Source organism: Hydrogenophaga sp. 5NK40-0174 (assembly GCF_040372165.1).
In the GTDB taxonomy this organism is placed as follows: Bacteria; Pseudomonadota; Gammaproteobacteria; order Burkholderiales; family Burkholderiaceae_C; genus Hydrogenophaga.
Map to the genome: position 1 here is coordinate 39,287 of NZ_BAABWG010000007.1, position 20,881 is coordinate 60,167.

The 20,881-nt window shown below is 61.2% G+C and carries 20 protein-coding genes; 4 read left to right on the forward strand and 16 right to left on the reverse strand.

The genetic code is table 11. The features are described 5' to 3' along the window. Positions 1-5: 5 nt before the first annotated feature. Positions 6-830, forward strand: coding sequence for a class II glutamine amidotransferase (locus tag ABWV89_RS18185; RefSeq protein WP_353400243.1), 825 nt, complete (start codon positions 6-8; stop codon positions 828-830). On the opposite strand, the gene ABWV89_RS18190 is transcribed toward ABWV89_RS18185, so the two are convergent. From ABWV89_RS18190 to ABWV89_RS18210, 5 genes are all read right to left on the reverse strand, one after another. Next, on the reverse strand, positions 817-1,359 hold the full coding sequence (locus ABWV89_RS18190; RefSeq protein ID WP_353400245.1) for a hypothetical protein: 543 nt from the start codon (positions 1,357-1,359) through the stop codon (positions 817-819). The two genes, ABWV89_RS18185 and ABWV89_RS18190, sit on opposite strands and share 14 nt — an antisense overlap. A gap of 236 nt (positions 1,360-1,595) precedes the next feature. Next, entirely contained in the window at positions 1,596-2,543 is a 948-nt protein-coding gene (gene gshB / locus ABWV89_RS18195) for a glutathione synthase (RefSeq protein ID WP_353400248.1), read from the reverse strand. Positions 2,544-2,635: 92 nt separating this feature from the next. Beyond that, on the reverse strand, positions 2,636-4,522 hold the full coding sequence (locus tag ABWV89_RS18200; RefSeq protein ID WP_353400251.1) for a potassium transporter Kup: 1,887 nt from the start codon (positions 4,520-4,522) through the stop codon (positions 2,636-2,638). A 105-nt stretch (positions 4,523-4,627) separates the two neighbouring features. Further along, on the reverse strand, positions 4,628-5,920 hold the full coding sequence (gene gshA / locus ABWV89_RS18205) for a glutamate--cysteine ligase (RefSeq protein WP_353400253.1): 1,293 nt from the start codon (positions 5,918-5,920) through the stop codon (positions 4,628-4,630). A 116-nt stretch (positions 5,921-6,036) separates the two neighbouring features. Continuing rightward, complete coding sequence (locus ABWV89_RS18210; protein ID WP_353400256.1) at positions 6,037-7,317, reverse strand: glutamate-5-semialdehyde dehydrogenase; 1,281 nt, start codon at positions 7,315-7,317, stop codon at positions 6,037-6,039. A gap of 188 nt (positions 7,318-7,505) precedes the next feature. Between ABWV89_RS18210 and ABWV89_RS18215 the strand changes: the two genes are divergently transcribed. Next, positions 7,506-7,886: a rhodanese-like domain-containing protein gene (locus ABWV89_RS18215; RefSeq protein ID WP_353400259.1), complete on the forward strand. Its 381-nt coding sequence runs from the start codon at positions 7,506-7,508 to the stop codon at positions 7,884-7,886. 4 nt (positions 7,887-7,890) lie between these two features. On the opposite strand, the gene holA is transcribed toward ABWV89_RS18215, so the two are convergent. The 7 genes from holA to ABWV89_RS18250 all read right to left on the reverse strand — a co-directional run bounded on the left by holA (position 7,891) and on the right by ABWV89_RS18250 (position 14,989). Beyond that, a complete protein-coding gene (gene holA, locus ABWV89_RS18220; protein ID WP_353400262.1) occupies positions 7,891-8,943 on the reverse strand; it encodes a DNA polymerase III subunit delta in 1,053 nt (350 codons plus the stop codon). A 13-nt stretch (positions 8,944-8,956) separates the two neighbouring features. Beyond that, the gene (locus ABWV89_RS18225) at positions 8,957-9,496 is read right to left on the reverse strand and encodes an LPS-assembly lipoprotein LptE (RefSeq protein ID WP_353400265.1); all 540 of its coding nucleotides are present in this window, start codon (positions 9,494-9,496) and stop codon (positions 8,957-8,959) included. Between the two features lie 61 nt (positions 9,497-9,557). Further along, on the reverse strand, positions 9,558-12,233 hold the full coding sequence (leuS, locus tag ABWV89_RS18230) for a leucine--tRNA ligase (RefSeq protein WP_353400268.1): 2,676 nt from the start codon (positions 12,231-12,233) through the stop codon (positions 9,558-9,560). A gap of 149 nt (positions 12,234-12,382) precedes the next feature. Further along, positions 12,383-12,844 (reverse strand): ExbD/TolR family protein, encoded by a 462-nt coding sequence (locus ABWV89_RS18235; protein WP_353400271.1) that lies wholly within the window; start codon positions 12,842-12,844, stop codon positions 12,383-12,385. After that, positions 12,841-13,509, reverse strand: a complete 669-nt coding sequence (locus ABWV89_RS18240) for a MotA/TolQ/ExbB proton channel family protein (protein WP_353400274.1) — start codon at positions 13,507-13,509, stop codon at positions 12,841-12,843. The genes ABWV89_RS18235 and ABWV89_RS18240 overlap by 4 nt, the downstream gene beginning before the upstream one ends. Positions 13,510-13,577: 68 nt before the next feature. After that, positions 13,578-14,405, reverse strand: a complete 828-nt coding sequence (dapB, locus tag ABWV89_RS18245) for a 4-hydroxy-tetrahydrodipicolinate reductase (protein WP_353400276.1) — start codon at positions 14,403-14,405, stop codon at positions 13,578-13,580. After that, positions 14,405-14,989, reverse strand: coding sequence for an outer membrane protein assembly factor BamE (locus ABWV89_RS18250; protein WP_353400279.1), 585 nt, complete (start codon positions 14,987-14,989; stop codon positions 14,405-14,407). The genes dapB and ABWV89_RS18250 overlap by 1 nt, the downstream gene beginning before the upstream one ends. A gap of 216 nt (positions 14,990-15,205) precedes the next feature. Here ABWV89_RS18250 and fur point away from each other — a divergent pair, with 216 nt between their 5' ends. Beyond that, positions 15,206-15,640, forward strand: coding sequence for a ferric iron uptake transcriptional regulator (fur, locus tag ABWV89_RS18255; RefSeq protein WP_353400282.1), 435 nt, complete (start codon positions 15,206-15,208; stop codon positions 15,638-15,640). A 93-nt stretch (positions 15,641-15,733) separates the two neighbouring features. Here the strand turns inward: fur and hprK are convergent, their stop codons facing one another. The 4 genes from hprK to ABWV89_RS18275 all read right to left on the reverse strand — a co-directional run bounded on the left by hprK (position 15,734) and on the right by ABWV89_RS18275 (position 19,338). Then, positions 15,734-16,684, reverse strand: a complete 951-nt coding sequence (gene hprK, locus ABWV89_RS18260) for an HPr(Ser) kinase/phosphatase (protein ID WP_353400285.1) — start codon at positions 16,682-16,684, stop codon at positions 15,734-15,736. A 146-nt stretch (positions 16,685-16,830) separates the two neighbouring features. Beyond that, complete coding sequence (locus ABWV89_RS18265) at positions 16,831-17,301, reverse strand: PTS sugar transporter subunit IIA (protein ID WP_353400288.1); 471 nt, start codon at positions 17,299-17,301, stop codon at positions 16,831-16,833. Between the two features lie 172 nt (positions 17,302-17,473). Further along, positions 17,474-17,803 carry a ribosome hibernation-promoting factor, HPF/YfiA family gene (gene hpf, locus ABWV89_RS18270; protein WP_353400291.1) on the reverse strand — a complete coding sequence of 110 codons (330 nt, stop codon included), beginning with the start codon at positions 17,801-17,803 and terminating at the stop codon, positions 17,474-17,476. 290 nt (positions 17,804-18,093) lie between these two features. After that, a complete protein-coding gene (locus ABWV89_RS18275) occupies positions 18,094-19,338 on the reverse strand; it encodes an MFS transporter (protein WP_353400294.1) in 1,245 nt (414 codons plus the stop codon). A gap of 107 nt (positions 19,339-19,445) precedes the next feature. On the opposite strand from ABWV89_RS18275, the gene ABWV89_RS18280 reads away from it, so the two are divergent. Then, complete coding sequence (locus ABWV89_RS18280; RefSeq protein ID WP_353400297.1) at positions 19,446-20,699, forward strand: patatin-like phospholipase family protein; 1,254 nt, start codon at positions 19,446-19,448, stop codon at positions 20,697-20,699. Positions 20,700-20,881 lie beyond the last annotated feature (182 nt).

Genomic DNA, 20,881 nt, shown 5'->3' on the forward strand with positions numbered 1-20,881 from the left:
CGCCCATGTGCCAACTTCTCGGACTCAACTGCGCCACGCCCACCGATGCCTCATTCAGCTTCACGGGCTTTCGCCAGCGTGGCGGCAAGACAGACCACCACGCAGATGGCTGGGGCATTGCTTTCTTCGAGGGCAAGGGGCTTCGGCTGTTTGTTGACCATGAGAGCGCTGCAGAGTCACGCATGGCCGAATACCTGCGCACCTACCCGCTCAAGAGCAAGAACATCGTTGCCCATGTGCGCAAGGCCACCTACGGAGACGTCTGCCTGGAGAACGCACACCCATTTACACGTGAGTTGTGGGGCCGACACTGGGTCTTCGCGCACAACGGTGACCTGCATGACTACGACCCCCTCCTGCACGCAGCCTATCGTCCCGTGGGCACAACCGACAGCGAGCGCGCCTTTTGCTGGTTGATGCAAGAACTGGCCAAGTCACATGCCGGTCTCCCCAGCATCGAAGAGCTGACCCGCACGCTCGCCGAACTGATTCCTCAGATTGCAACCCATGGCACGGCCAACATGCTCATTTCCAACGGCGACGCCATGTGGGCACACTGCAGCACGCACCTTCACTACCTGATTCGCCAGCACCCGTTCGCCAGGGCGACCTTGAAAGACCAGGAAATGACTGTGAATTTTGCCGAGCTGAACCAGCCGGGAGATCGTGCAGCTGTCATTGTCACGCAGCCGCTCACCCATGATGAAGAATGGACGCCGTTTCAGTCCGGTGAACTGAAGCTGTTCGTCGATGGCCTGGTGGTGCCAGTTGAAGGGCTGCCGCCCCCCATCCCTGCTCGGCCGGTCGATCCTTCGCCTACAGCACCTTGAACAGTTTCTCCCGCAACTCAGGCAAGCGGCGCGCACCTGCCCTGTCGCCTTCCATGGATGTCTGCCAGGAAAGAAATGCCATGCGAAGTCCATCGGTACCTTCCGCCCTGGCAATGGTCTCGATCAGGGTCAGACGCGCGTTCTGACCAAAAATCGTGTTGACCGTATTGATCATGAAGTTGCGCGCCATCTCGTTCTCGTTGGCTGAACGGGCGGACGCAGGAGGCAGGGACGCCAGTGAGTCAGTGGCATCTCCCTTGTCTGCTGAGGCCGGCGCTGCGGCAGGCGCAGCCTTGCGGGCCACAGCCTTGCCTTCCACACAATGCTTGTCGAGCAGTTCGCGAAGAATGGCTTCGATGTCGGCATCGCCCACAAACGCCGCCAGCTCCTCGCCGGAGCGCTGGCCGTCAATCAGCACCAGCACGCGGCGAACCAGGGGCGAGAGTCCCAGTGCGCGTTTCTGGATCTCTTGCTGACCTTCAGCGGTCTTGGTGAAAACTGCAGATGTGAGAGTGAGTTCGTCGGTCATGGGCAGCTCGCAGGTAATGCATCCAAAAGTACTCCGGTCTCCTTCTTGGGGAGTGGAACACAGCGCGATTCTGCGTCTGCTCACAAGTTGAAACAATCAGGGTTTGCTCCCGAGACTCACCCGTTTGTCACACTTCTCAGCCGTTTATGGCCTGCAATTCATGTATTCGGCATTACGTCACACTGACACAAGTGTGCTCAAAAGCGGTACATGTCACACCAACTAATACTCTTTTCTCAATGCGTCAGTGACTTCTCGAGTGCGTCAACAAACATGGCCGGCACATCGAAGCCGGTCTGATCCGTGATCTCCTGAAAACAGGTGGGGCTGGTCACGTTGATCTCCGTCACCTTGTCTCCGATGACGTCCAGGCCCACGAGCAACAAGCCTCGCGATGCCAGAACCGGCCCAAGCGCTCTCGCAATGGCCCAGTCGCTTTCACTCAGAGGCTGGGCAACGCCTTTGCCGCCTGCGGCCAGGTTGCCCCGCACCTCATTACCCTGGGGTATGCGGGCCAGACAGAAGGGTGCTGCTTCGCCATTGATGACGAGGATTCTCTTGTCGCCCTTTTCGATCTCCGGCAGATAGGCCTGCACCATGACGCTCGACTGGCCACCCTGGTTGAGGGTTTCGACGATGGAGCCCAGATTCATCCCGTTGGAGCCGACGCGGAAGATGCCCATGCCGCCCATGCCATCGAGGGGCTTGAGAATGATGTCGCCATGCTCGGCATGAAAGGCCTTGAGCGCAGCGGCCGAACGCGTCACAAGCGTCGGAGGCGCGTAGCCACCAAACTCCATCAGGGCCAGCTTTTCAGGGTGCTCTCGCAAGGCTTGCGGACTGTTGAACACCTTGGCACCCTCACGCTCGGCTTGCTGAAGCAGGTGCGTCGCGTAGAAATACTCGCTGTCGAAAGGCGGGTCCTTGCGCATCAGCACGGCATCGAACTGGTGCAAGGGCAGAATCTCCTCACTCACGAGGTCATACCAACGCTGAGTGTCTCCCGTGAGGCGAATATGACGCACCTGCGCCATGACTTCTCCCCCACTGCGCCAGGAAATATCCTCCACCAGCGCCGCGGCCACCGAATGGCCTCGCCGCTGCAACTCGGACATCATCGCAAACGTGCTGTCCTTGTAGATCTTGAAAGTATCGAGGGGGTCTGCAACGAACAGGATGTTCATGAATCGTGGGCTTTCTTGCATTCAGAGGAGATGCGGCTCAGGTACACAGACAAGAGCACTCAGCCATTGTGCCCAAACTTCGTATCCCCCGATCAGATCTCGAGTTTGGAACCCAGTTCGATGACGGCGTTGCTCGGCAAATTGAGGAACTCGGCCGCAGCCCCTGCGTTATGGTGCATTTGCGCAAACAGCTTCTCTCGCCAGGGTGCCATGCCCTCGCCAGTCGTCGGGACCACAACATCGCGTGAAAGAAAGTAGCTCGTGGTCATGGGGTCGAGCGCCACACCTCTCCCTTGGATCGTGCTCAGCGCCAGCGGGAGGTCGGGGTCGTTTTTGAATCCGTAGTGCACCACCACTTGCCAGCAGTCGTGGCCAAGTGGGGTGATTTCAATCCGCCGGCCCAGCCCGATCCAGGGCACAGGATGGTTGCGCACAGTGACAAACAGGATTTGCTCATGCAGGACCTTGTTGTGCTTGAGGTTGTGCAGCAGTGCATTGGGCACCATGCCTGTCTCGGGCGAAAGAAACACAGCCGTGCCAGCGACCCGTTTGGGCGGGTCAAGAAAGACCGCCGCAAGGAAAGCGTCCAGCTCGATGGCTTCAGCCTGCTGCTTCGCGGCCAGCAGGTCCCTGCCGCGCTTCCAGGTCATCATCAGCGTGAAAACCGCCGCTCCAATGACCAGTGGAAACCAGCCGCCATCGAAGAGCTTGAGCAGGTTGGAACCGAAGAAGGCCAGGTCAACCAGGAAGAACCAGCCGGTGGCCAGGACACACAACAGCCACGGATAGTGCCAACGGTAGCGGATCACAAAGAAGGTGAGCACGGTGGTGATCAACATGTCCAGCGTGACGGCAATGCCGTAGGCCGATGCCAGATTGGATGAGGACTTGAACATGCCCACGGCCAGCACCACCGCCACAAACAACCCCCAATTGACCAGCGGCAAGTAGATCTGACCCGTGTCCTTCACGCTGGTGTGCTTGATCTGCAAGCGAGGCAGATAGCCCAGCTGAATGACTTGTTTGGTGACGCTGAACGCACCCGATATCAACGCTTGCGAGGCAATCACGGTGGCCATGGTGGCCAGCACCACCAAAGGCAATTGCAGCCAGGCTGGCGCCATGTTGAAAAACGGGTTGGCCACTGCCGTCGGATCATCCAGCAGCAGCGCGCCCTGACCAAAGTAGTTCAGCGTCAGACAAGGCATGACCAAAGTGAACCATGCCAGCCGGATAGGGCGTTTGCCAAAATGGCCCATGTCCGCGTAGAGCGCCTCTCCTCCGGTCACACACAGCACCACCGCGCCCAGGATGATGAAACTCACGCCAGGCTGCAGCCAGATGAAGCGCACGGCGTGATGTGGGCTGAGCGCTTCCAGAATTTCCGGATGCCCGGCAATATGGTAGATGCCCAGCAGTGCAATGGCCACGAACCACACAGTCGTGATCGGGCCAAAGAAGCGCCCGATGCCGCCAGTGCCCCGCTTCTGGACAGCGAACAGCGCAAAGAGGATCAACAAGGTCAGTGGCAGCACCCAACGTTGAAAAGCTGGAGAAACCACCACCAAGCCCTCCACAGCCGACAGCACGGATATGGCTGGCGTGATCACCCCGTCACCATAGAACAGAGAGGTGCCGAAGATGCCGACCGCCAGAAGCCACTGCCGCGTTCTGGGTTTGTCTTTGACCGCCTGGGAGGCCAGCGCCAGCATGGCGATCAAGCCACCTTCACCCTCATTGTCCGCCCTGAGCACCAGGGTCACGTATTTCAGGGAAACGATGACCGTCAGCGTCCAGAAGACAATGGACAGCACCCCATACACATTCGCATGGGTGAAGGGCACATGACCGGACCCGAACACCTCTTTGACGGCATACAGAACACTGGTGCCAATATCACCGTAGACGATGCCGATGGCCCCCAGCGTCAAGGTGGCGATCGACGAGGTGCTTGCACTGTGCTTCTGAGGGTGATTCACCGCAGCGTTGGCCAGGATCACGTCCTGGCAGACATATCGGGGCGCTCATTGTGCGCTGCAATATGACCGGATATCAAGCCCCTCCGGCGACGCGGGAAGGGTCTTTCAGTCGTAGTTTTCGGCTTCGGGGTCCGTGGCTTCCAGTTCGTAGCTGGCCGCCAGCATCGCCAGGCGACCAATGACACCATACATGTAGAAGCGGTTGGGCAGGCTCTCCCCGGGCTGCAATCCCGGCTGGGGCAATTGCGCACCTTGCTCGAAAGCCAGAGGCACACTGCGCGCCGCAGGCGTGTTGAGGTTCTCGTCTGCCCCGGCTTCTCCATTGACGCGATAAAACCCGCCCACCACGTAGCGGTCCATCATGTACACCACGGGTTCGGCCACCTGGTTTTCGATGCGCTCCTGCGTGAGCACGCCTTCCTGAATGATGACTTCGCCGACGGACTGCCCAGCCTGAACCGTCGCCATGCGTTTGCGCACCGCAGGACTGATCCGGTCAATGTCCTTGGCATCGCGCACCATCATCACACCCAGGCCGCCAGTACCGTTGTCGGCCTTGATGGCCACGAACGGCTTCTCGTTGATGCCGTACTCCTTGTACTTCCGGCGAATCTTGCCCAGCAAGGCATCCGTATTGCTGCGCAGGCATTCAAGCCCCTGATCCTGCGAGAAGTCCACTTCTCCGCAGCTGTTGAACATGGGATTGATCAACCAGGGATCCATGCCCAGCAGTTTGCCAAAGCGTTTGGAGACTTCCTCGTATGCCTTGAAGTGGTTGCGTTTGCGCCGCGTACCCCATCCGGCGTGCAACGGCGGCAAGAGGTATTGCTCGTAGAGGTCTTCCACGATGCCCGGGACGCCCGCACTCAGATCGTTGTTGAGCAAGATGGTGCAGGGGTCAAAATGCTTGAGTCCCAGTCGCCGGCGCGTGCGCACCAGTGGCTCCAGCGTCACCTTCTCACCACCGTCAAGCGTCACCGTGGTGGGCTCATTCACCTCGTTGGAAAGCGAGCCCAGGCGCACGGTCAGGCCCGCCTGATAGAAGATGCGCTGCAGCTGCAACAGATTGCGCAAATGCTCCTGATCGCTGGCATTGTCCGGGATCAGCAGCAGGTTCTTGGCTTCCGGGCAGATCTTCTCGATCGCGGCCATGGCGGCCTGTACTGCCAGCGGCAGCATCTCGGGTGTCAGGTTGTGCCACCCATCCGGGAACAGATTGGTATCGACCGGCACCAGCTTGAAGCCGGCATTACGCACATCTACCGACGAGTAGAACGGTGGCGTGTGTTCCATCCATTCCAGGCGGAACCAGCGCTCGATCACGGGCGTGGACTCGAGGATCCTTTGCTCCAGCTCATTGATGGGGCCGTCCAGAGCAGTAACGAGGTGGGGAACCATGTGGGCCTTTAGCGGGATGAAACGAATGCTCGCGCCTGGCGAAGCGCGAGCAGCGAGTACCAGACGAGGTACTTGAGGCCGAAACCCCGGGAAACAAGCACACTGTCAGGCCTGCGTCAGCTGCGGATTTCGCCTTCTCCGAGCACGACGTACTTGAGAGAAGTGAGTCCTTCCACGCCAACCGGACCTCGTGCGTGGAACTTGTCGGTGGAGATGCCGATCTCGGCGCCCAGACCGTATTCAAAGCCGTCTGCAAAACGGGTGCTGGCATTGATCATGACACTGGCCGAATCCACTTCGCGCAGAAAGCGCTGAGCGTGGACATGATTGGTGGTCACGATGGCATCGGTATGGTGGCTGCCATAGCGGTTGATGTGGGCGATGGCCTCATCCAGTCCATCCACCACCTTCACACTGATCACCGGTGCAAGATACTCCTCCGACCAGTCCTGCTCGGTCGCGTCGATCACCTTGGCGCCGCTGGCCTTGGCCAGCAAGATTTTGGCCGCCGGACAGGCGCGCATTTCCACTCCCTTGGCAGCATAGACCTCGGCGATCCGGGGGAGGAACGCCTGCGCCACGCCTTTGGCCACCAGCAGGCCTTCGGTGGCATTGCAAGGGCTGTACTTCTGGGTCTTGGCGTTGTCGGCCAGTTTGACCGCCATGTCGATATCACACGGATCGTCCACATAGGTGTGGCAATTGCCATCGAGATGCTTGATGACGGGCACCTTGGCCTCGGCGCTGATGCGCTCGATCAGGCCCTTGCCCCCGCGGGGAATGATCACGTCCACATACTGGGGCATGGCGATCAAATGCCCCACCGCAGCGCGATCAGTGGTCGGGACCAGTTGCACTGCATCGGCAGGCAGATCGTTCTCGATCAAGGCTTGCTGCACCAGCTTGGCCAGGGCACGGTTGGAGTCGATCGCTTCCGAGCCACCGCGCAAGATGCAGGCATTGCCACTCTTGATCGACAGGCTGGCCGCCTCGATGGTCACGTTGGGACGGCTTTCGTACACCATGCCAAACACCCCGATGGGCACTCGCATCTGCCCGACGCGAATGCCGCTGGGCATCTGCTTCATCCCCAGAATTTCACCAATGATGTCTGCCATGGCGGCAAGCTGCTCGCAGCCTTGCGCACAGGTCTCGATCACCTTGGGCGTGAGCTTGAGCCGGTCCACCATGGGTTCGGCCAGGCCATTGGAGCGGGCACGCTCCAGATCCTTCGCGTTCTCGACCTGCAAGGGCTCCACTTGCTCGCGCAGCAACGCGGCCAGGCGACGAAGCACTGCCGCCTTGCGGGCAGCGCTGGCCTTGGCCATCAGGGCCGAGGCCACCTTGGCCTGCTGGCCCAGGGTGTTCATGAGTTCAAGCGTATTGGTTGCATTCATGAACGCATTTTCTCACCCCAGCACCCAAGCCACAAGAAACCGCCCCCGAACCCCTTTTTCCCCCGGCGGCATGTACTGCACACCGGAACAGGCCGTGTCCGAGCACGTCAGCCCCACCCCGAACCATACTGGGGGTAATATGCACTGTCTCTCTTTGTCTTTCCAATATCACCTTGCAGGAGTACCGGATGAAATCCGCCCTTGACCTCGTGGCAGCAGCCAAAGCCAGCATCACAGAAATTCCGGTTGATCAGGCAGAGGCGGCCATCAAGGATGCCGACGTGCTCATCGATGTGCGCGAAGGCGACGAATTCGCCGCTGGCCACCTGCCGGGAGCCATCCATGCGTCGCGGGGCATGCTGGAGTTCAAGCTCAGCAGCAATCCGGCGCTCTCGGCACGAGACCTCAAAGTGGTGCTGTATTGCAAGACCAGTGGCCGTGCGGCTCTGGCCGCTGCTGCCATGAAGGAAATGGGTTACCTCAATGTCAAGAGCATCGCAGGTGGTTATGACGCCTGGATAGCGGCAGGCAAACCAGTGGCCAAGCCGGACATGCCCTCATTCGGCTGACCTGTCAGCGCTGTGAGCAGGCCCGCGTCACGCGCATCGCCATCTGGGCCAGTGCCGCCCAGGGGTCTCCCGGCCAGCCCTGGGCCTTGAGGCCCTTCACAATGCCGTCCACCGTGTGGGCATCATCGAGCCAGCGGCCGAGCATGTTGCTGCCCAGAACCGGGAGCACACGCTCCATGAGCTTCTCGCGCATGCCCCACACCCGGTTCTCCCGAAGCGCCATGGGCATTGGCCGCCCCGCATCCATCGCCGTGCGAATACGGTGCAGTGTCCGGATGTCTTCCGAGAGCGCCCAGTGCACGAGGACCGGTGCTTCGCCTTCAGCTTGCAAGCCGTCGAGCATGCGCTGGACCCGAACGATCTGGCCGCCGAGCACGGCTTCGGCCAGCTTGAACGGCGTGTAGCGCGCCACGTTCAGAACAGCCTTTTCCACCTGCTCGTATGACAGCTCCCCTGCCGGATACAACAAGCCCAGCTTCTGGATTTCCTGATGGGCGGCCAGCAGGTTGCCTTCGACCCTGTCGGCAAAAAAACGCAAGGTGCGCTGACCCTCTTCACCGGACTTGACGTTCTGCCCCTGCGCCTGCAATCGCTGTGCGATCCACTGGGGCAAGCCGGTCCGGTCGACGGAATCCATCCTGACGGTCACGCCAAAACTGTCCAGCGCCTTGAACCAGGCACCTTTTTGTGTTTGCCCGTCAAGCCGCGGCAGCACCACCAGCGTGAGCGTGCTGTCGCTGTCGGCGGCCTGTTCGGCCACCTGCTGCAGTACCTGCGAGCCTTCGCGTCCGGGCTTGCCTGTGGGAATGCGGATTTCGATGATCTGCTTGTCGGCAAACAGGCTCAGAGAACCACCACTGGCCAGCACCTCACTCCAGTCGTAGTGCTGGCCACCCACTGTGTGCACGGTGCGTTCGGTGAACCCCTGCGATCTGGCCACGGCGCGAATCGTGTCACCCGCTTCCTGGATCAGCAGCGGCTCGTCCCCATGCAAGGTATACAGGCCCTTGAGGCCTTTTTGCAGATGTGCGTCGAGCTGTCCCGCTTGAACCTGCATGGTCTGCCGGTGCTCAGATCGACTTGACCGCCGCCAGACGGCGCATCACCTGCTGGACGATGTCGCCCTGCATGTCTTCGAACATCGACTCTTCTTCGGCGGCCTTGGCCAGTGCAGCCGTCTCGCTGAAGCTGATGTCGCGCTCGAGCACGATTTCAGCGTCATCGAGCAAAACCCGGCCGTTAAGAGCTTTGAGACCAAAGCGGAACCGGGTGCGCAGCTGAAGCTCTCGCACCTGCCCCGTGGCGGTTTGCCCCACCACGGCCCGCTCTCGCTGGTCGGTCAGAACATTCAGAACCACCTGCGCCTGACGTTGCTGCTCTGCGGGCGCATTGGCCCCGATGACACTCAGGCCGGCCGATCGCAATGCATTCTGCAGTTCGCGAGACACCGGGGCACCCCAGTTGCCGTCAAACCGAATTCGCTCAAAAGCGAACTTGGGCGCCTTGCGCAGCGTGAACCCACAGCCACTGAGGACAGCCGCCATGGGCAAGGCGCCGGCAGCAGCCAGCCAGGCACGGCGGGAAGAAAGGGGGAGGCGTCGTTGGGTCATGTTTTCTGCCAGGCTCATGTTTGCTCACGGGGCCCGGCAAGCCGGGCCACAGCGTCCTTTTTTATACCACCACGTTGACCAGGCGGCCGGGCACCACAATGACTTTCTTGGGTGCTGCGCCGTTGGCAAACTTCTCGAAGGCCTCTGTTGCCAGCGCAGCCGCTTCGATGGCGGCTTTGTCAGCACCAGCGGGCACGACCACGCTGCCGCGGTGCTTGCCGTTGATCTGCAAGACCAGTTCGATCTCATCGCGCTCAAGTGCCTTCTCATCCACCTGTGGCCAGGCCGCATCCAGCAAATCCTCGCTCACTTGCGCATAGCCCAGTTCAGCCCAGAGCCCATGGCTCAGGTGCGGCGTGGCCGGGTACAGGCAGCGCAGCAGGATGCCAAAACATTCGGCCAGCGCAGCCTTGTCACCATCGCTGCCGTCAGCCTCGCAGGCTTCGAGCGCATTGAGCATCTTCATCGCGCCGGAGACGACGGTGTTGTACTGCATGCGCTGGTAGTCGTAATCCACCTGCTTGAGCACGGTGTGCATCTCCAGGCGCAAGGCCTTCGCCGACTTCGACTGCGCTGCACCGCCCACGGCAGCGGCATGCGCGCCCGAGACACCCATTTCCGAGAGTTTGGCGCCGAAGTTCCACACGCGGCGCAGGAAGCGGTAGCTGCCTTCCACGGCCGCATCGTTCCACTCCAGGGTGGCCTCAGGTGGCGCCGTGAACATGGTGTAAAGACGGGCGGTATCAGCACCGTACTTCTCGATCAACTCCTGCGGATCGACCCCGTTGTTCTTGGACTTGGACATGGTGCCCACGCCCTCGTAGTCGATTTCGGTGCCCGCCGGCAGATCGCCGACCGCGTTCTTGAGCTTGGCACCCACGATCTTGCCGCCATCGTCGAGCACGTGCTCCACGTCATGCGGCCAGAAATACTCTTTGGCGCCCTTGTCGGTCCGACGAGAGTAGATGTGATTGAGCACCATGCCCTGCGTCAGCAGCTTGGTGAAAGGTTCGTCCACTTTCACCAGGCCCATGTCACGCATGACCTTGGTCCAGAAGCGCGCGTACAACAGGTGCAGGATGGCGTGCTCGATACCGCCGATGTACTGATCCATCGGCATCCAGTAGTCCGCACCACCGGCGACCATGGCATCTGCGTTGGTCGGGTCGCAATAGCGCATGAAATACCAGGACGAATCCACGAAGGTGTCCATGGTGTCGGTCTCGCGCCGGGCGGGTTTGCCGCAGCACGGGCAATCCACCTGCAGGAATGCCTCGCACTTGTTCAGCGGGTTGCCACTGCCGTCTGGCACCAGGTCTTCCGGCAGGCGCACCGGCAAGTCCTTCTCGGGCACCGGCACCGGGCCGCAGGCCTCGCAATGGATGATCGGGATTGGCGTGCCCCAGTAGCGCTGGCGGCTGATGCCCCAGTCGCGCAGACGGTAAGTGGTTTTCTTCTCGCCCAGGCCCTTGTCGCCCAAGGTGGCAGCCACTTTGTCCACGGCCGTCTTGAGGCCCAGACCATCGAGCTCACCGGAGTTGATGCACACACCGCGCTGTTTGTCGGCATACCACTCGGCCCAGGCGGTGTCGGAGAAGGTCTCGCCTTCTACAGCCACCACCTGCTTGATTGCAATGCCGTACTTGAGCGCGAACGCGAAATCGCGCTCGTCGTGCGCGGGCACGCCCATCACAGCGCCGTCGCCGTAGCTCATCAGCACATAGTTGCCGACCCAGACCTCGACCTGCGCGCCGGTGAGCGGATGCGTGACGAACATGCCCGTGGGCATACCCAGCTTTTCCTGGGTGGCCAGTTCGGCCTCGGTGGTGCCGCCCTGTTTGCATTCTTCGATGAAGGCGGCCAGCTTGGCGTTGCCCGCCGCCGCCTGCATGGCGATCGGGTGCTCTGGCGCCACCGCGCAGAAGGTCACGCCCATGATGGTGTCGGCACGCGTGGTGAACACGTACATGCGGCCATCGCCGATCAGTGCGCCGTCAGCGCCCTTGATCTCGTGCGTGAACGCAAAGCGCACACCTTCGCTCTTGCCGATCCAGTTCTCCTGCATCAGGCGAACCTTGTCCGGCCAGCCGTCCAGCGATGCCTTGTCGTTGCCGACTTGAACGTGGTCAAGCAGTTCGTCGGCGTAGGCCGTGATGTTCAGGTAGTAGCCCGGGATTTCGCGTTTTTCCACCAGCGCACCGGTGCGCCAGCCTCGGCCATCGATCACCTGCTCGTTGGCCAGCACGGTCTGGTCCACCGGGTCCCAGTTCACGACCTGGGTCTTGCGGTAGGCAATGCCTTTTTCCAGCATCTTGATGAACAGCCACTGGTTCCACCTGTAGTATTCAGGGGAGCAGGTGGCGACCTCGCGCGACCAGTCGATGGCCAGACCCATGGCCTGCATCTGGCGCTTCATGTAGTCGATGTTCTCGTACGTCCACTTGGCCGGCGGCACGCCGTTCTTCAACGCGGCGTTCTCGGCCGGCAGGCCGAACGCATCCCAGCCCATGGGCATGAGCACGTTGTAACCGTTCATGCGCAGCTGGCGCGTGAGCATGTCGTTGATGGTGTAGTTGCGCACGTGGCCCATGTGCAGCTTGCCGCTGGGGTACGGCAGCATGGAGCAGGCATAGAACTTCTTCTTGCCCTCTTCTTCCGTCACACGATAGGCGTCGCGCGCGTTCCAGTGGGCTTGGGCGGCCTGTTCAACCGCCTTGTGATCGTATTGGTCTTGCATGAATGGTCGACTGGCAGCGAGCAGCCCCCATGGGCTGGACGGTGCAGGGTCCGATAATTTCTGGGGCAGGGTTCGCGCCATGCCAGACAGCAGACTGCCCACTGGCGCGCGAACCAAACCCCTGATTTTAGGCGCAGGAGGCGATGACCTCAGGGCGTATCCGGTGACGGCAGTCCCATGGCCTCGGCGGACGCCGAATCCGTCATGAACCCGATACGACGCAATCCGGCCTTCTGGACAGCTGCCACCATGCGGGCAATGTGCTCATAAGCCACCCGCTTGTCCGCCCGCAGCCTGACTTCCTGGGTGGCATTGGCTGCGGCAGCGCGGCCCAGGCGAGCCTCCAGCTCAGTCCAGGTCACCGCCTGGCCATCCCAGTGGGGCTGGCCCTCCGGGGTGATGGCCACGTTCAGGGCTTCAGCCTCATCAGCGCTGACCTCTGTCGGCGGCGACAGAGGCGGCAGGTCCAGTGCCAGCCGATCGGCCATGAGCGGCGCCGCGATCATGAAAATGACCAGCAGAACCAGCATGACGTCCACCAGCGGCGTGACGTTGATTTCAGCCATGGGCCGATGGGCAGAGATGGGCTTCTCCAGCCGACCGAAGCTCACTCGGCCTCCCCGGCCCGTGCACCCGGCGCCACCAGCGCACGCAAATCGAACGCAAATCCTTCGAGGTCGGCTTCCAGGCGCACGATCAGTCGGCCATACACGTTATAGGCAAGCACCGCAGGAATCGCCACCGCCAGGCCAGCAGCAGTCATCACCAGGGCTTCCCCCACCGGGCCCGATACCTGCTCGATTCGAAAGCGACCATCAGCACCGATATCAACCAGCGCGTGGTAGATGCCCCAGACCGTGCCCAGCAGGCCGACAAACGGCGCAGTGGCACCTACTGTGGCCAACAGAACCTGTCCGTACTGCAGGCGTCGCAGCACCTGGTGCAAGGCGTCCCGCAATGCCCGTGTCAGACGGTCTGCCCGGTCACCTGATGCTGCGAGCGTTCCACCCACCGCCTGGTCAAGACTGGCCACGGCGCGCACCAGCGGCGCAACCAGATCGCCGCCGCGCCCTCCACCCAGGGCTGTCTCACCAGCGCCCAGATCAGGGGCCGCCCAGAAGCGGTCAAATGCAGCCTGAACACGGCTCTCCACGCCAAACAGCAGCCACGCCTTCCAGAGCACGACCACCCATGACACCACGGACATCAGCAACAACAGGAGCGCCACACCTTGCGTCAGCGCATCACCTTGAAGAATCGTCTGCCAAATGCCCATGAGCCCTCAGCCGGGGAAAGTTGATGACATTGCCCGAACGGGCACAGTGCACTGGGAACTCACGCGGATCAGCGCAGGCCCAGCACGTCAAACATGTCGAACAGGCCGGTTTTCTTGCCAGCCAGGAAACGGGCAGCACGCACACTGCCCTGCGCATAACCGGCCCGGTTGCCTGACTTGTGCGAGATTTCGATGCGCTCGCCGGTGCCGGCAAACAGCACGGTGTGATCCCCCACGATGTCACCCCCGCGAATGGTGGCAAAACCGATGGTCGACGGATCACGCTCCCCGGTCACGCCTTCGCGACCGTAGACAGCACAGGTCTTGAGATCCCGTCCCAGCGCGTCTGCGACGATCTCGCCCATTTTGAGGGCGGTGCCACTGGGCGCATCCACCTTGTGCCGGTGATGGGCCTCGATGATCTCAATGTCATAGCCGGTGGACAGCGCCTTGGCGGCCAGCTCCAGCAACTTGAAGGTCACATTCACACCCACGCTCATGTTGGGTGCAAAAACGATGGCGATCGACTCTGCAGCCTTGGCAATGCGAGCCTTCTCGTCCTCGGAGAAACCGGTGGTGCCAATGACCATGTTCACGCCGTGTTTGACGCAGGCATCCAGATGCACCAGCGTGCCTTCAGGGCGAGTGAAGTCGATCAGGCACTGGCTGCCGGACAGGCCGGAAGCCAGATCAGAAGTGATTTTCACGCCCAGATCGCCGCCGGAGGTCGCACCTGCGTCCTGTCCCAGAGAGGGACTTCCGTCCCGGTCCAGCGCGCCCGTGAGACGGCAGTCGCCCGAATGCCGCACGGCATCCACCAGCATTTGTCCCATCCGACCGCTGGCACCGGCCACACATATGCCAACCCCTGCAGGGTTGCGACTGTCCTCACTCATCAATTGGCTCCGTTGCCGCTCTCCAGCGGCGGGTAGGTTCGCGACGGCCTGGCGGCGTCTTCATCGTTTCCGGCGGACGAACGCGGGTTCTTGTTGGCAAAGGCTTCGAGCTGCTCGGGCGTGGCCTGCAGATCCGGCGCGTCTCCGCTGCGACGGGATTTGTTCAGCGAGGACACAAATTCGTTCTCGGAAGGCATTTCGTCAGCGTCGAAGCGTTCAAGCACGTCGTCCTTGAAGAAGACGGTGAGCTTGCGGCTTTGGGCTTCCTGTCCCTGCCGTTTGAGCGTGAAGACGTAATCCCAGCGGTTGGAGTGGAAAACACTGGTGAGCAATGGTGTCCCCAGAATGCCCTGTACCTGGCCGCGTGCCATGCCGGTCTCAAGCATCGCCACCTGTTCGCGGGTGATGACGTTGCCCTGCAGGATGTCGATCTTGTAGGGGGTGACCAGGCCACCCACCTCCGACATGTCGGGGATGCTCTGGGACAGACCTGAGCACGCAGTCAGCAACAGCGCAGAAAAGCCTGCCGCCACAAGGCGGCCAGCGCGGGCCTGAGGCCGGATGAACATGAATGGAGATCGCATGTGATGGGTCGACAGTCTTGTCCGGGCCAGCCGGACACTGGACCTTCGGCGCAGGGATTTCCCCGCCCGATGACCGCAGGAGGTCTGCTGGCGATATGATTTAGGCATTGTAGCTTCCGGGCATTGGAGCGCTCACACCGCCCCAATGTTCCCTGACCCACCGGGGCCGGCCACACGGGCCGGGCCCGAAGCACAAGCCAGACGGGTGTCTCGCGCATGACCAATATCGAAGAACTCAAGAACACCGGCCTCAAGGCCACCCTGCCCCGACTGAAGATTCTGGAGGTGTTCCAGAATGCCAAAGAGCGCCACATGACGGCCGAGGACGTCTACCGCGCACTTCTGGACGACCGCTCCGATATCGGACTGGCTACTGTCTACCGGGTGCTGATGCAGTTTGAGCAAGCCGGACTGCTGACCCGCAGCAACTTTGAATCCGGCAAAGCCGTCTACGAGCTCAATGAGGGCCAGCACCACGACCACCTGGTGTGCCTTGACTGCGGACGTGTCGAAGAGTTCTTTGACCCGGAAATCGAGAAACGCCAGCACGCCATTGCCCAGGCAAAAGGGTTTGAGCTGCAGGAGCATGCCCTCTCGCTGTATGCGAGCTGCACCAAGAAGGACTGCCCTCACCGGGAAAACAAGGGCTGAACCCGCTGTCACAGCATAGGTCAACCGCGACCCACCACGAAAAAGCCCTGGAACCCGGGGCTTTTTTATGGCGTCCGGATCGGTGGATCCGTATCAGTCTCCTCGGGCCATCGCCGCGTGGTGGCGTGCGACGAATTCGCGATACGTATCGATGCCGCGCAACTGCAAGATCGTGTTCCTCACCGCAGCCTCAACCAGCACCGCAATGTTGCGGCCGGCCACCACCTGGATGACGGCCTTTCTCACCGGCACGCCCAGCACGTCCTGAAACAGGGGTTCGTAGGGCATGCGCTCGTAATCGCGCTCCATGGTTTCCCGGCGCACCAGATGCACGATCAGCTGGAGCCGCATCTTGCGGCGAACCGCTGTTTCGCCAAAGATGGCCTTGATGTCCAGCAGGCCAATTCCGCGCACCTCCAGAAGGTTTTGCAGCAGCTCGGGACAGCGCCCCTCAATACTGGTCTGATTGATGCGAAACAGGTCCACGGCATCGTCTGCCACCAGTCCGTGGCCGCGGGAGACTAGTTCAAGCCCCAGTTCACTCTTGCCCAGACCGGATTCACCCGTGATCAGCACCCCCATGCCCAGGATGTCCATGAACACCCCGTGCATGGACTCGCGATCAGCAAAGTGCCGCGACAGGTAGGCCCGCATCACATCAATGACGAAAGCCGCCGGCTCCGGTGACGCAAACATCGGAATCTGCGCGCGCTCACACATGGCACGCACCTCGTCAGGCACCGGCTGTCCGTCTGCCACCACCAGAACAGGCGGCTCCAGCGTCACGATCCGGGAAATCCTGCGGCTGTTGTCCGCAGGGCTGTCGCTGCTGAGATAAGCCACCTCCCTCTCGCCCAGCACCTGGACGCGATAGGGGTGGATGTAGTTCAGGTAGCCCACCAGATCGGCGCCGGAGCGAGCCTGGCGAATGGCCACCTCGTCAAAGCGCCGCTCGGACGCCCCCAATCCGGCGACCCACTGCCATTTCAGGGAGTCACGGTGGTCTTCAAATAGGACGTCTGCACTGACGACGGTGGGCTTCATGGCGGCTCAACACTGAATCGGGCAATACGGGAAAGATCGCTGCAACAAGCGCAGCGGCCTGAACGCAGTATCGCAGATCGTTCAAAGCCAGCGCCCAAATGAAAAAGCCGCCCTGCAAAGGCGGCTTGACGGGATGAGCAACAGACTCAGGCTGCTGCGTGGGCAGATTGCCATGCGGCGATCATGCCGTGGAGCGCCTCGGCTTCACCCGCGCCCTTCATTTGCTCGCGCAACTGGCCGTCGCTGAGAAGCTCTGCAATCTCGGAGAGAATCTCCAGATGCTTCTGGGTCGCGGCTTCCGGCACCAGAAGAAAGATCATCAACTGCACTGGCTGCTCGTCCGGTGCATCGAACCCGATCGGATTGGCCAGTTGAAACACCGCGGCCAAAGGTTGTTTCAAGCCCTTGATACGGCCATGCGGGATCGCGACACCGTGACCAAGCCCTGTCGAGCCAAGTCTTTCTCTCGCAAACAGGCTATCGGTGATCAGCGCCCGATTGAGCCCATGCAGGGATTCAAACAGCAGGCCTGCTTCTTCAAAAGCGCGCTTCTTGCTGGTGGCGTCAACGCTGACGAGCACCTGTGCAGAGGGCAATATGGCAGATAGTCGGTTCATGTGGGCCTCTTGGACCGCAAATTATGCCGCCTCAGTCACTTTTGGCTAGACGTTCGGCACAAAAAAGCTGCTTGACAATTGACGGGATTTGCTGCAACGCAGCAGGGGTAAACCCTGAGAAAGTCACGGTTTGGGCCCCTGCTGCCGAGCTGTGAGAAAGGTTGAAAACGGATCACATCAGGCGCTTGGCCGACTCGTGGTGGTGATCCTGGGTTTTGTCCTTGTGCCGCAGGACTTGCCGATCCAGTTTGTCTGCCAGATCGTCTACTGCCGCATAAAGATCAGCGTGAGCGCTCTCAGCGAAAAGGTCCTTGCCTTTGACATGTATGCTGCATTCGGCCTTTTGGCGCATGTCCTTCTCTTTGGGGTTGTCCACAGAGAGCAGGACCTTGATATCCACCACCTGATCGAAGTGTCGCGAGATGCGCTCGAGCTTGGTTGTGACGTAGCCGCGAAGCGCCGGCGTGACCTCCAGATGATGTCCACTGATCGTCAAGTTCATGCAAGAGTCTCCTTTTGCTTGGTTGAGGAAACTGCCGTGATCCCGGTCCCACTGTGTGGCGTTGAACCACGGCAGCCGAGGGGTGTTTTTGGGTCACTATGCTCCTGTTCTTCAAGCAAAGCAAGTGACCTGAATCAAGGTTCAAAAAAATTGCACCGGGCGTGCAAGATGGCACTCTTTTTCCTCACAAGTCCGATAAGGAAGTAGGGTTAATAGCCCTGCTGCAGGCCCGAAAAGCCCCGTGATTTCGCCTGATGAACGGCGTCTCTACCGAATATCGGCAGACCCGCTCAGGGATTGACCCTTTGTGGCCCCGGCGGGGCGCCATGGAGCACCAGATGCCGGGCCACCCAGACCGACAAGAGCATCAGAACGCCACCGAGCAGACCTGCCAGGGCGTAATTGAGGACCTGGCCGTTGGCGTCGCGCGCGATGATCTGCCCCCCGACAAAGGAAGCGAGGCCCATGGCGGCTGACTGGCAGGCGGAATTGAGTGCCATGAAGGTCCCTCGCATGGCTGGCGCCGCCGCCGATGTGACGATGGCCATGCCAGGGATCATTCGGCCACCCATGCCAACAAAGAACGCGGTGGTTACCACCACCACCACCCAGAATGGCGTCGGAGGCAGCACCGTCAGTCCGATCAGGGGAAGCGTGACCGCCAGGGCCACCCAGCCAAACATCCGGACCTTGCCATGCCGGTCAGTCAGGCGGCCGACCCAGCGGGCGGTGACCAGCGTCGCAGCTCCCCCAAACAGGTACAGGTAGGGAATGTCTTCCGCGACCACGCCCACATTGGTCTGAAGGTAGATGGTGATGAAGGGAATCACCGTGAATCCGGCTGACATCAGCAAACCGGAGAACAGGAAAGCACGACGATGGTTGGGCTCCGCCAGCACCTGCTGAATGCCGCTCAACACCGATCTGCGCTGGCCGGATCGATCCAGATGTTGCCCCATCGAAGGCAGCGAACAGAACGCGGCGACTGCGATCAGTCCGCTGACCAGGGCGATGCTGATGAAGGCTGCATGCCAGCCCAGGTGATTGGCCAGCCACAAGCCCAGCGGCACGCCCGCCACCGTGGCAGCAGAAAACGACGACATGACGATGCCCATGGCGCGCCCTCTTCGTTCAAAGGGGATGACGTCAGCGACGATGGTCTGGACCAGAGCGGACAGCACGCCTCCGAAGGTGCCGGCAGCAATGCGGGCCAGCAGCAGCATCACGTAATCCTCCGCCAGTCCGCACGCCAGCGTCGCCAGCGCAAAGAGGCCATACAAGGTCAGCAGCAGCTGCTTGCGGTCCACCCTGTCCACATAGGTTGCCGATGCCAGGCCCGAGACGCCGGCCGACAATGTGTAGGCGGAGACAAGCGTGCCAAATTGCGCGTCACTGATCTGAAACAACTGGGTGAACTGCGGCCCCAGCGGCATGATGATCATGAAGTCGACAATGTGGGTGAATTGCACGCCGGCCACCGTCAGCAGCAGCCAAAGTTCACGCCTTGGAGTGAGGGCAGAGTCAGTGTGTGTCATGATTTTGTGTTAGCCCAGCACTTTACCGTGTTTGCGCCTCCGTCCTTTTCACGCTTTGCCCGGCTCGCTTTTCCCTTTGCCATGTCTTGACCGTTGACACTCCACCCATGTCACTCGACTCCCTCATCGCACGTTCTGAAGATCAGCCAGACACACCCAGGCAAGGCTGTGCGCTGGTGCTCATGGGCGGCGGCGCGCGTACCGCGTATCAGGTCGGGGTGCTGCGGGCTCTGGGCCGGATGCTGGCACCACGAGGTTTGCCTGACAAGCCGGCTCATGCCGGGCAAAAAGCCGCCTTTCCGTTTCGCTGGATGTTTGGCACCTCGGCCGGTGCGCTCAATGCAGCCTATCTCGCCGGACGTGCGGGCGAGGGGCTGGCGGCCCTGGGACAACTCGCCGGCTTCTGGACCCATCTGCGGTCGGAACGGGTGTACGAACTGAGTGCACCCCGCTGGGTGCGTGCCAGCCGGCTGGCGGCAGGCTGGGTGTTGTCCAGACAAATCAAACAGCACCGCGCATTGCTCAACACCATGCCACTGGTGGATACCTTGCACAGGGAAATCCGGCTGGACGGCCTGGAGGCGGCACTGGACAAGGGCTATCTGGATGCGTTTGGCGTGACAGCCTCGAGCTACTCCACCGGGGACCACTGGACGTTCTGCCAGACGGCGCCCCACGTCACTGCCAGGCCATGGCAACGGCCAGGGCGCCAGGCCGAATTCCAGCCCATCACCATTGAGCACCTCATGGCCTCCAGCGCCATTCCCTTCATGTTCCCGTCGGTGCCACTCTGGGTGAACGACCGCCGCGAGTATTTTGGCGACGGCTCGATGCGCCAGCTCTCTCCGCTGTCTCCAGCTCTGCACTTTGGCGCCAGCCGGATTCTGGTCATCGGGGTCGGCCAGCCACAGCGCTCCACCATGCTCGGCGCCACCGAAGGCGAACCCGACGCTGGCACCATTGCCGGCCACGCCATGGCCAGCGTATTCCATGACACGCTGCAGGCCGACGTGGAGCAGGCGCTGCGCGTCAGCGAAACGCTCAATGCACTGCCCGGCAGCGTGAGGGACGCGCTCCCTTATCACCCCGTGGAAGTCGTGGCTCTGCAACCCAGCCGATCGCTGGACGAGTTGGCCCAGGAATTCCTGGGTGAACTGCCCAGCGCCACCCGCAACACCCTCGTGGGCCTGGGCGTCATCGATCCGCGCAAAGGCGCAGCAGACAGTGCTGCCGCCATCGCCAGCTATCTGCTGTTCGAACCAGGCTTCGTTCATGCACTGGTCACGCTCGGAGAGAAAGACGCCTGGGCACGACACGACGAACTGATTGCGCTGTGGCGTCCGCAGCCGTCATCACAATGACCCGAAGCAGTGCCATAATCGGTATCTGACACATCAACAACCAGTACGACACTTGCACCATGGACAGCACGCCCCCGAGTTGCGTGCTTTCAGTTCAAGCGAGTCTGGCCATCTGAGCGATTCCTCCGACGAACGCGCCGCCTTCAGACTGCATGGTTCAAGGCAAGCGGGGTCAGCACGGC

Excerpts from the sequence above, each read along its gene's own strand:
- gshB (WP_353400248.1), bottom strand. The coding sequence starts at position 2,543 with ATGAACATCCTGTTCGTTGCAGACCCCCTCGATACTTTCAAGATCTAC.
- leuS (WP_353400268.1), bottom strand. The coding sequence starts at position 12,233 with ATGCAAGACCAATACGATCACAAGGCGGTTGAACAGGCCGCCCAAGCC.
- ABWV89_RS18275 (WP_353400294.1), bottom strand. The coding sequence starts at position 19,338 with ATGACACACACTGACTCTGCCCTCACTCCAAGGCGTGAACTTTGGCTG.
- hprK (WP_353400285.1), bottom strand. The coding sequence starts at position 16,684 with ATGAAGCCCACCGTCGTCAGTGCAGACGTCCTATTTGAAGACCACCGT.
- fur (WP_353400282.1), top strand. The coding sequence starts at position 15,206 with ATGACCAATATCGAAGAACTCAAGAACACCGGCCTCAAGGCCACCCTG.
- dapB (WP_353400276.1), bottom strand. The coding sequence starts at position 14,405 with ATGAGTGAGGACAGTCGCAACCCTGCAGGGGTTGGCATATGTGTGGCC.
- gshA (WP_353400253.1), bottom strand. The coding sequence starts at position 5,920 with ATGGTTCCCCACCTCGTTACTGCTCTGGACGGCCCCATCAATGAGCTG.
- holA (WP_353400262.1), bottom strand. The coding sequence starts at position 8,943 with ATGCAGGTTCAAGCGGGACAGCTCGACGCACATCTGCAAAAAGGCCTC.
- hpf (WP_353400291.1), bottom strand. The coding sequence starts at position 17,803 with ATGAACTTGACGATCAGTGGACATCATCTGGAGGTCACGCCGGCGCTT.
- ABWV89_RS18225 (WP_353400265.1), bottom strand. The coding sequence starts at position 9,496 with ATGACCCAACGACGCCTCCCCCTTTCTTCCCGCCGTGCCTGGCTGGCT.
- ABWV89_RS18250 (WP_353400279.1), bottom strand. The coding sequence starts at position 14,989 with ATGCGATCTCCATTCATGTTCATCCGGCCTCAGGCCCGCGCTGGCCGC.
- ABWV89_RS18185 (WP_353400243.1), top strand. The coding sequence starts at position 6 with ATGTGCCAACTTCTCGGACTCAACTGCGCCACGCCCACCGATGCCTCA.
- ABWV89_RS18240 (WP_353400274.1), bottom strand. The coding sequence starts at position 13,509 with ATGGGCATTTGGCAGACGATTCTTCAAGGTGATGCGCTGACGCAAGGT.
- ABWV89_RS18265 (WP_353400288.1), bottom strand. The coding sequence starts at position 17,301 with ATGAACCGACTATCTGCCATATTGCCCTCTGCACAGGTGCTCGTCAGC.
- ABWV89_RS18280 (WP_353400297.1), top strand. The coding sequence starts at position 19,446 with ATGTCACTCGACTCCCTCATCGCACGTTCTGAAGATCAGCCAGACACA.
- ABWV89_RS18210 (WP_353400256.1), bottom strand. The coding sequence starts at position 7,317 with ATGAATGCAACCAATACGCTTGAACTCATGAACACCCTGGGCCAGCAG.
- ABWV89_RS18190 (WP_353400245.1), bottom strand. The coding sequence starts at position 1,359 with ATGACCGACGAACTCACTCTCACATCTGCAGTTTTCACCAAGACCGCT.
- ABWV89_RS18215 (WP_353400259.1), top strand. The coding sequence starts at position 7,506 with ATGAAATCCGCCCTTGACCTCGTGGCAGCAGCCAAAGCCAGCATCACA.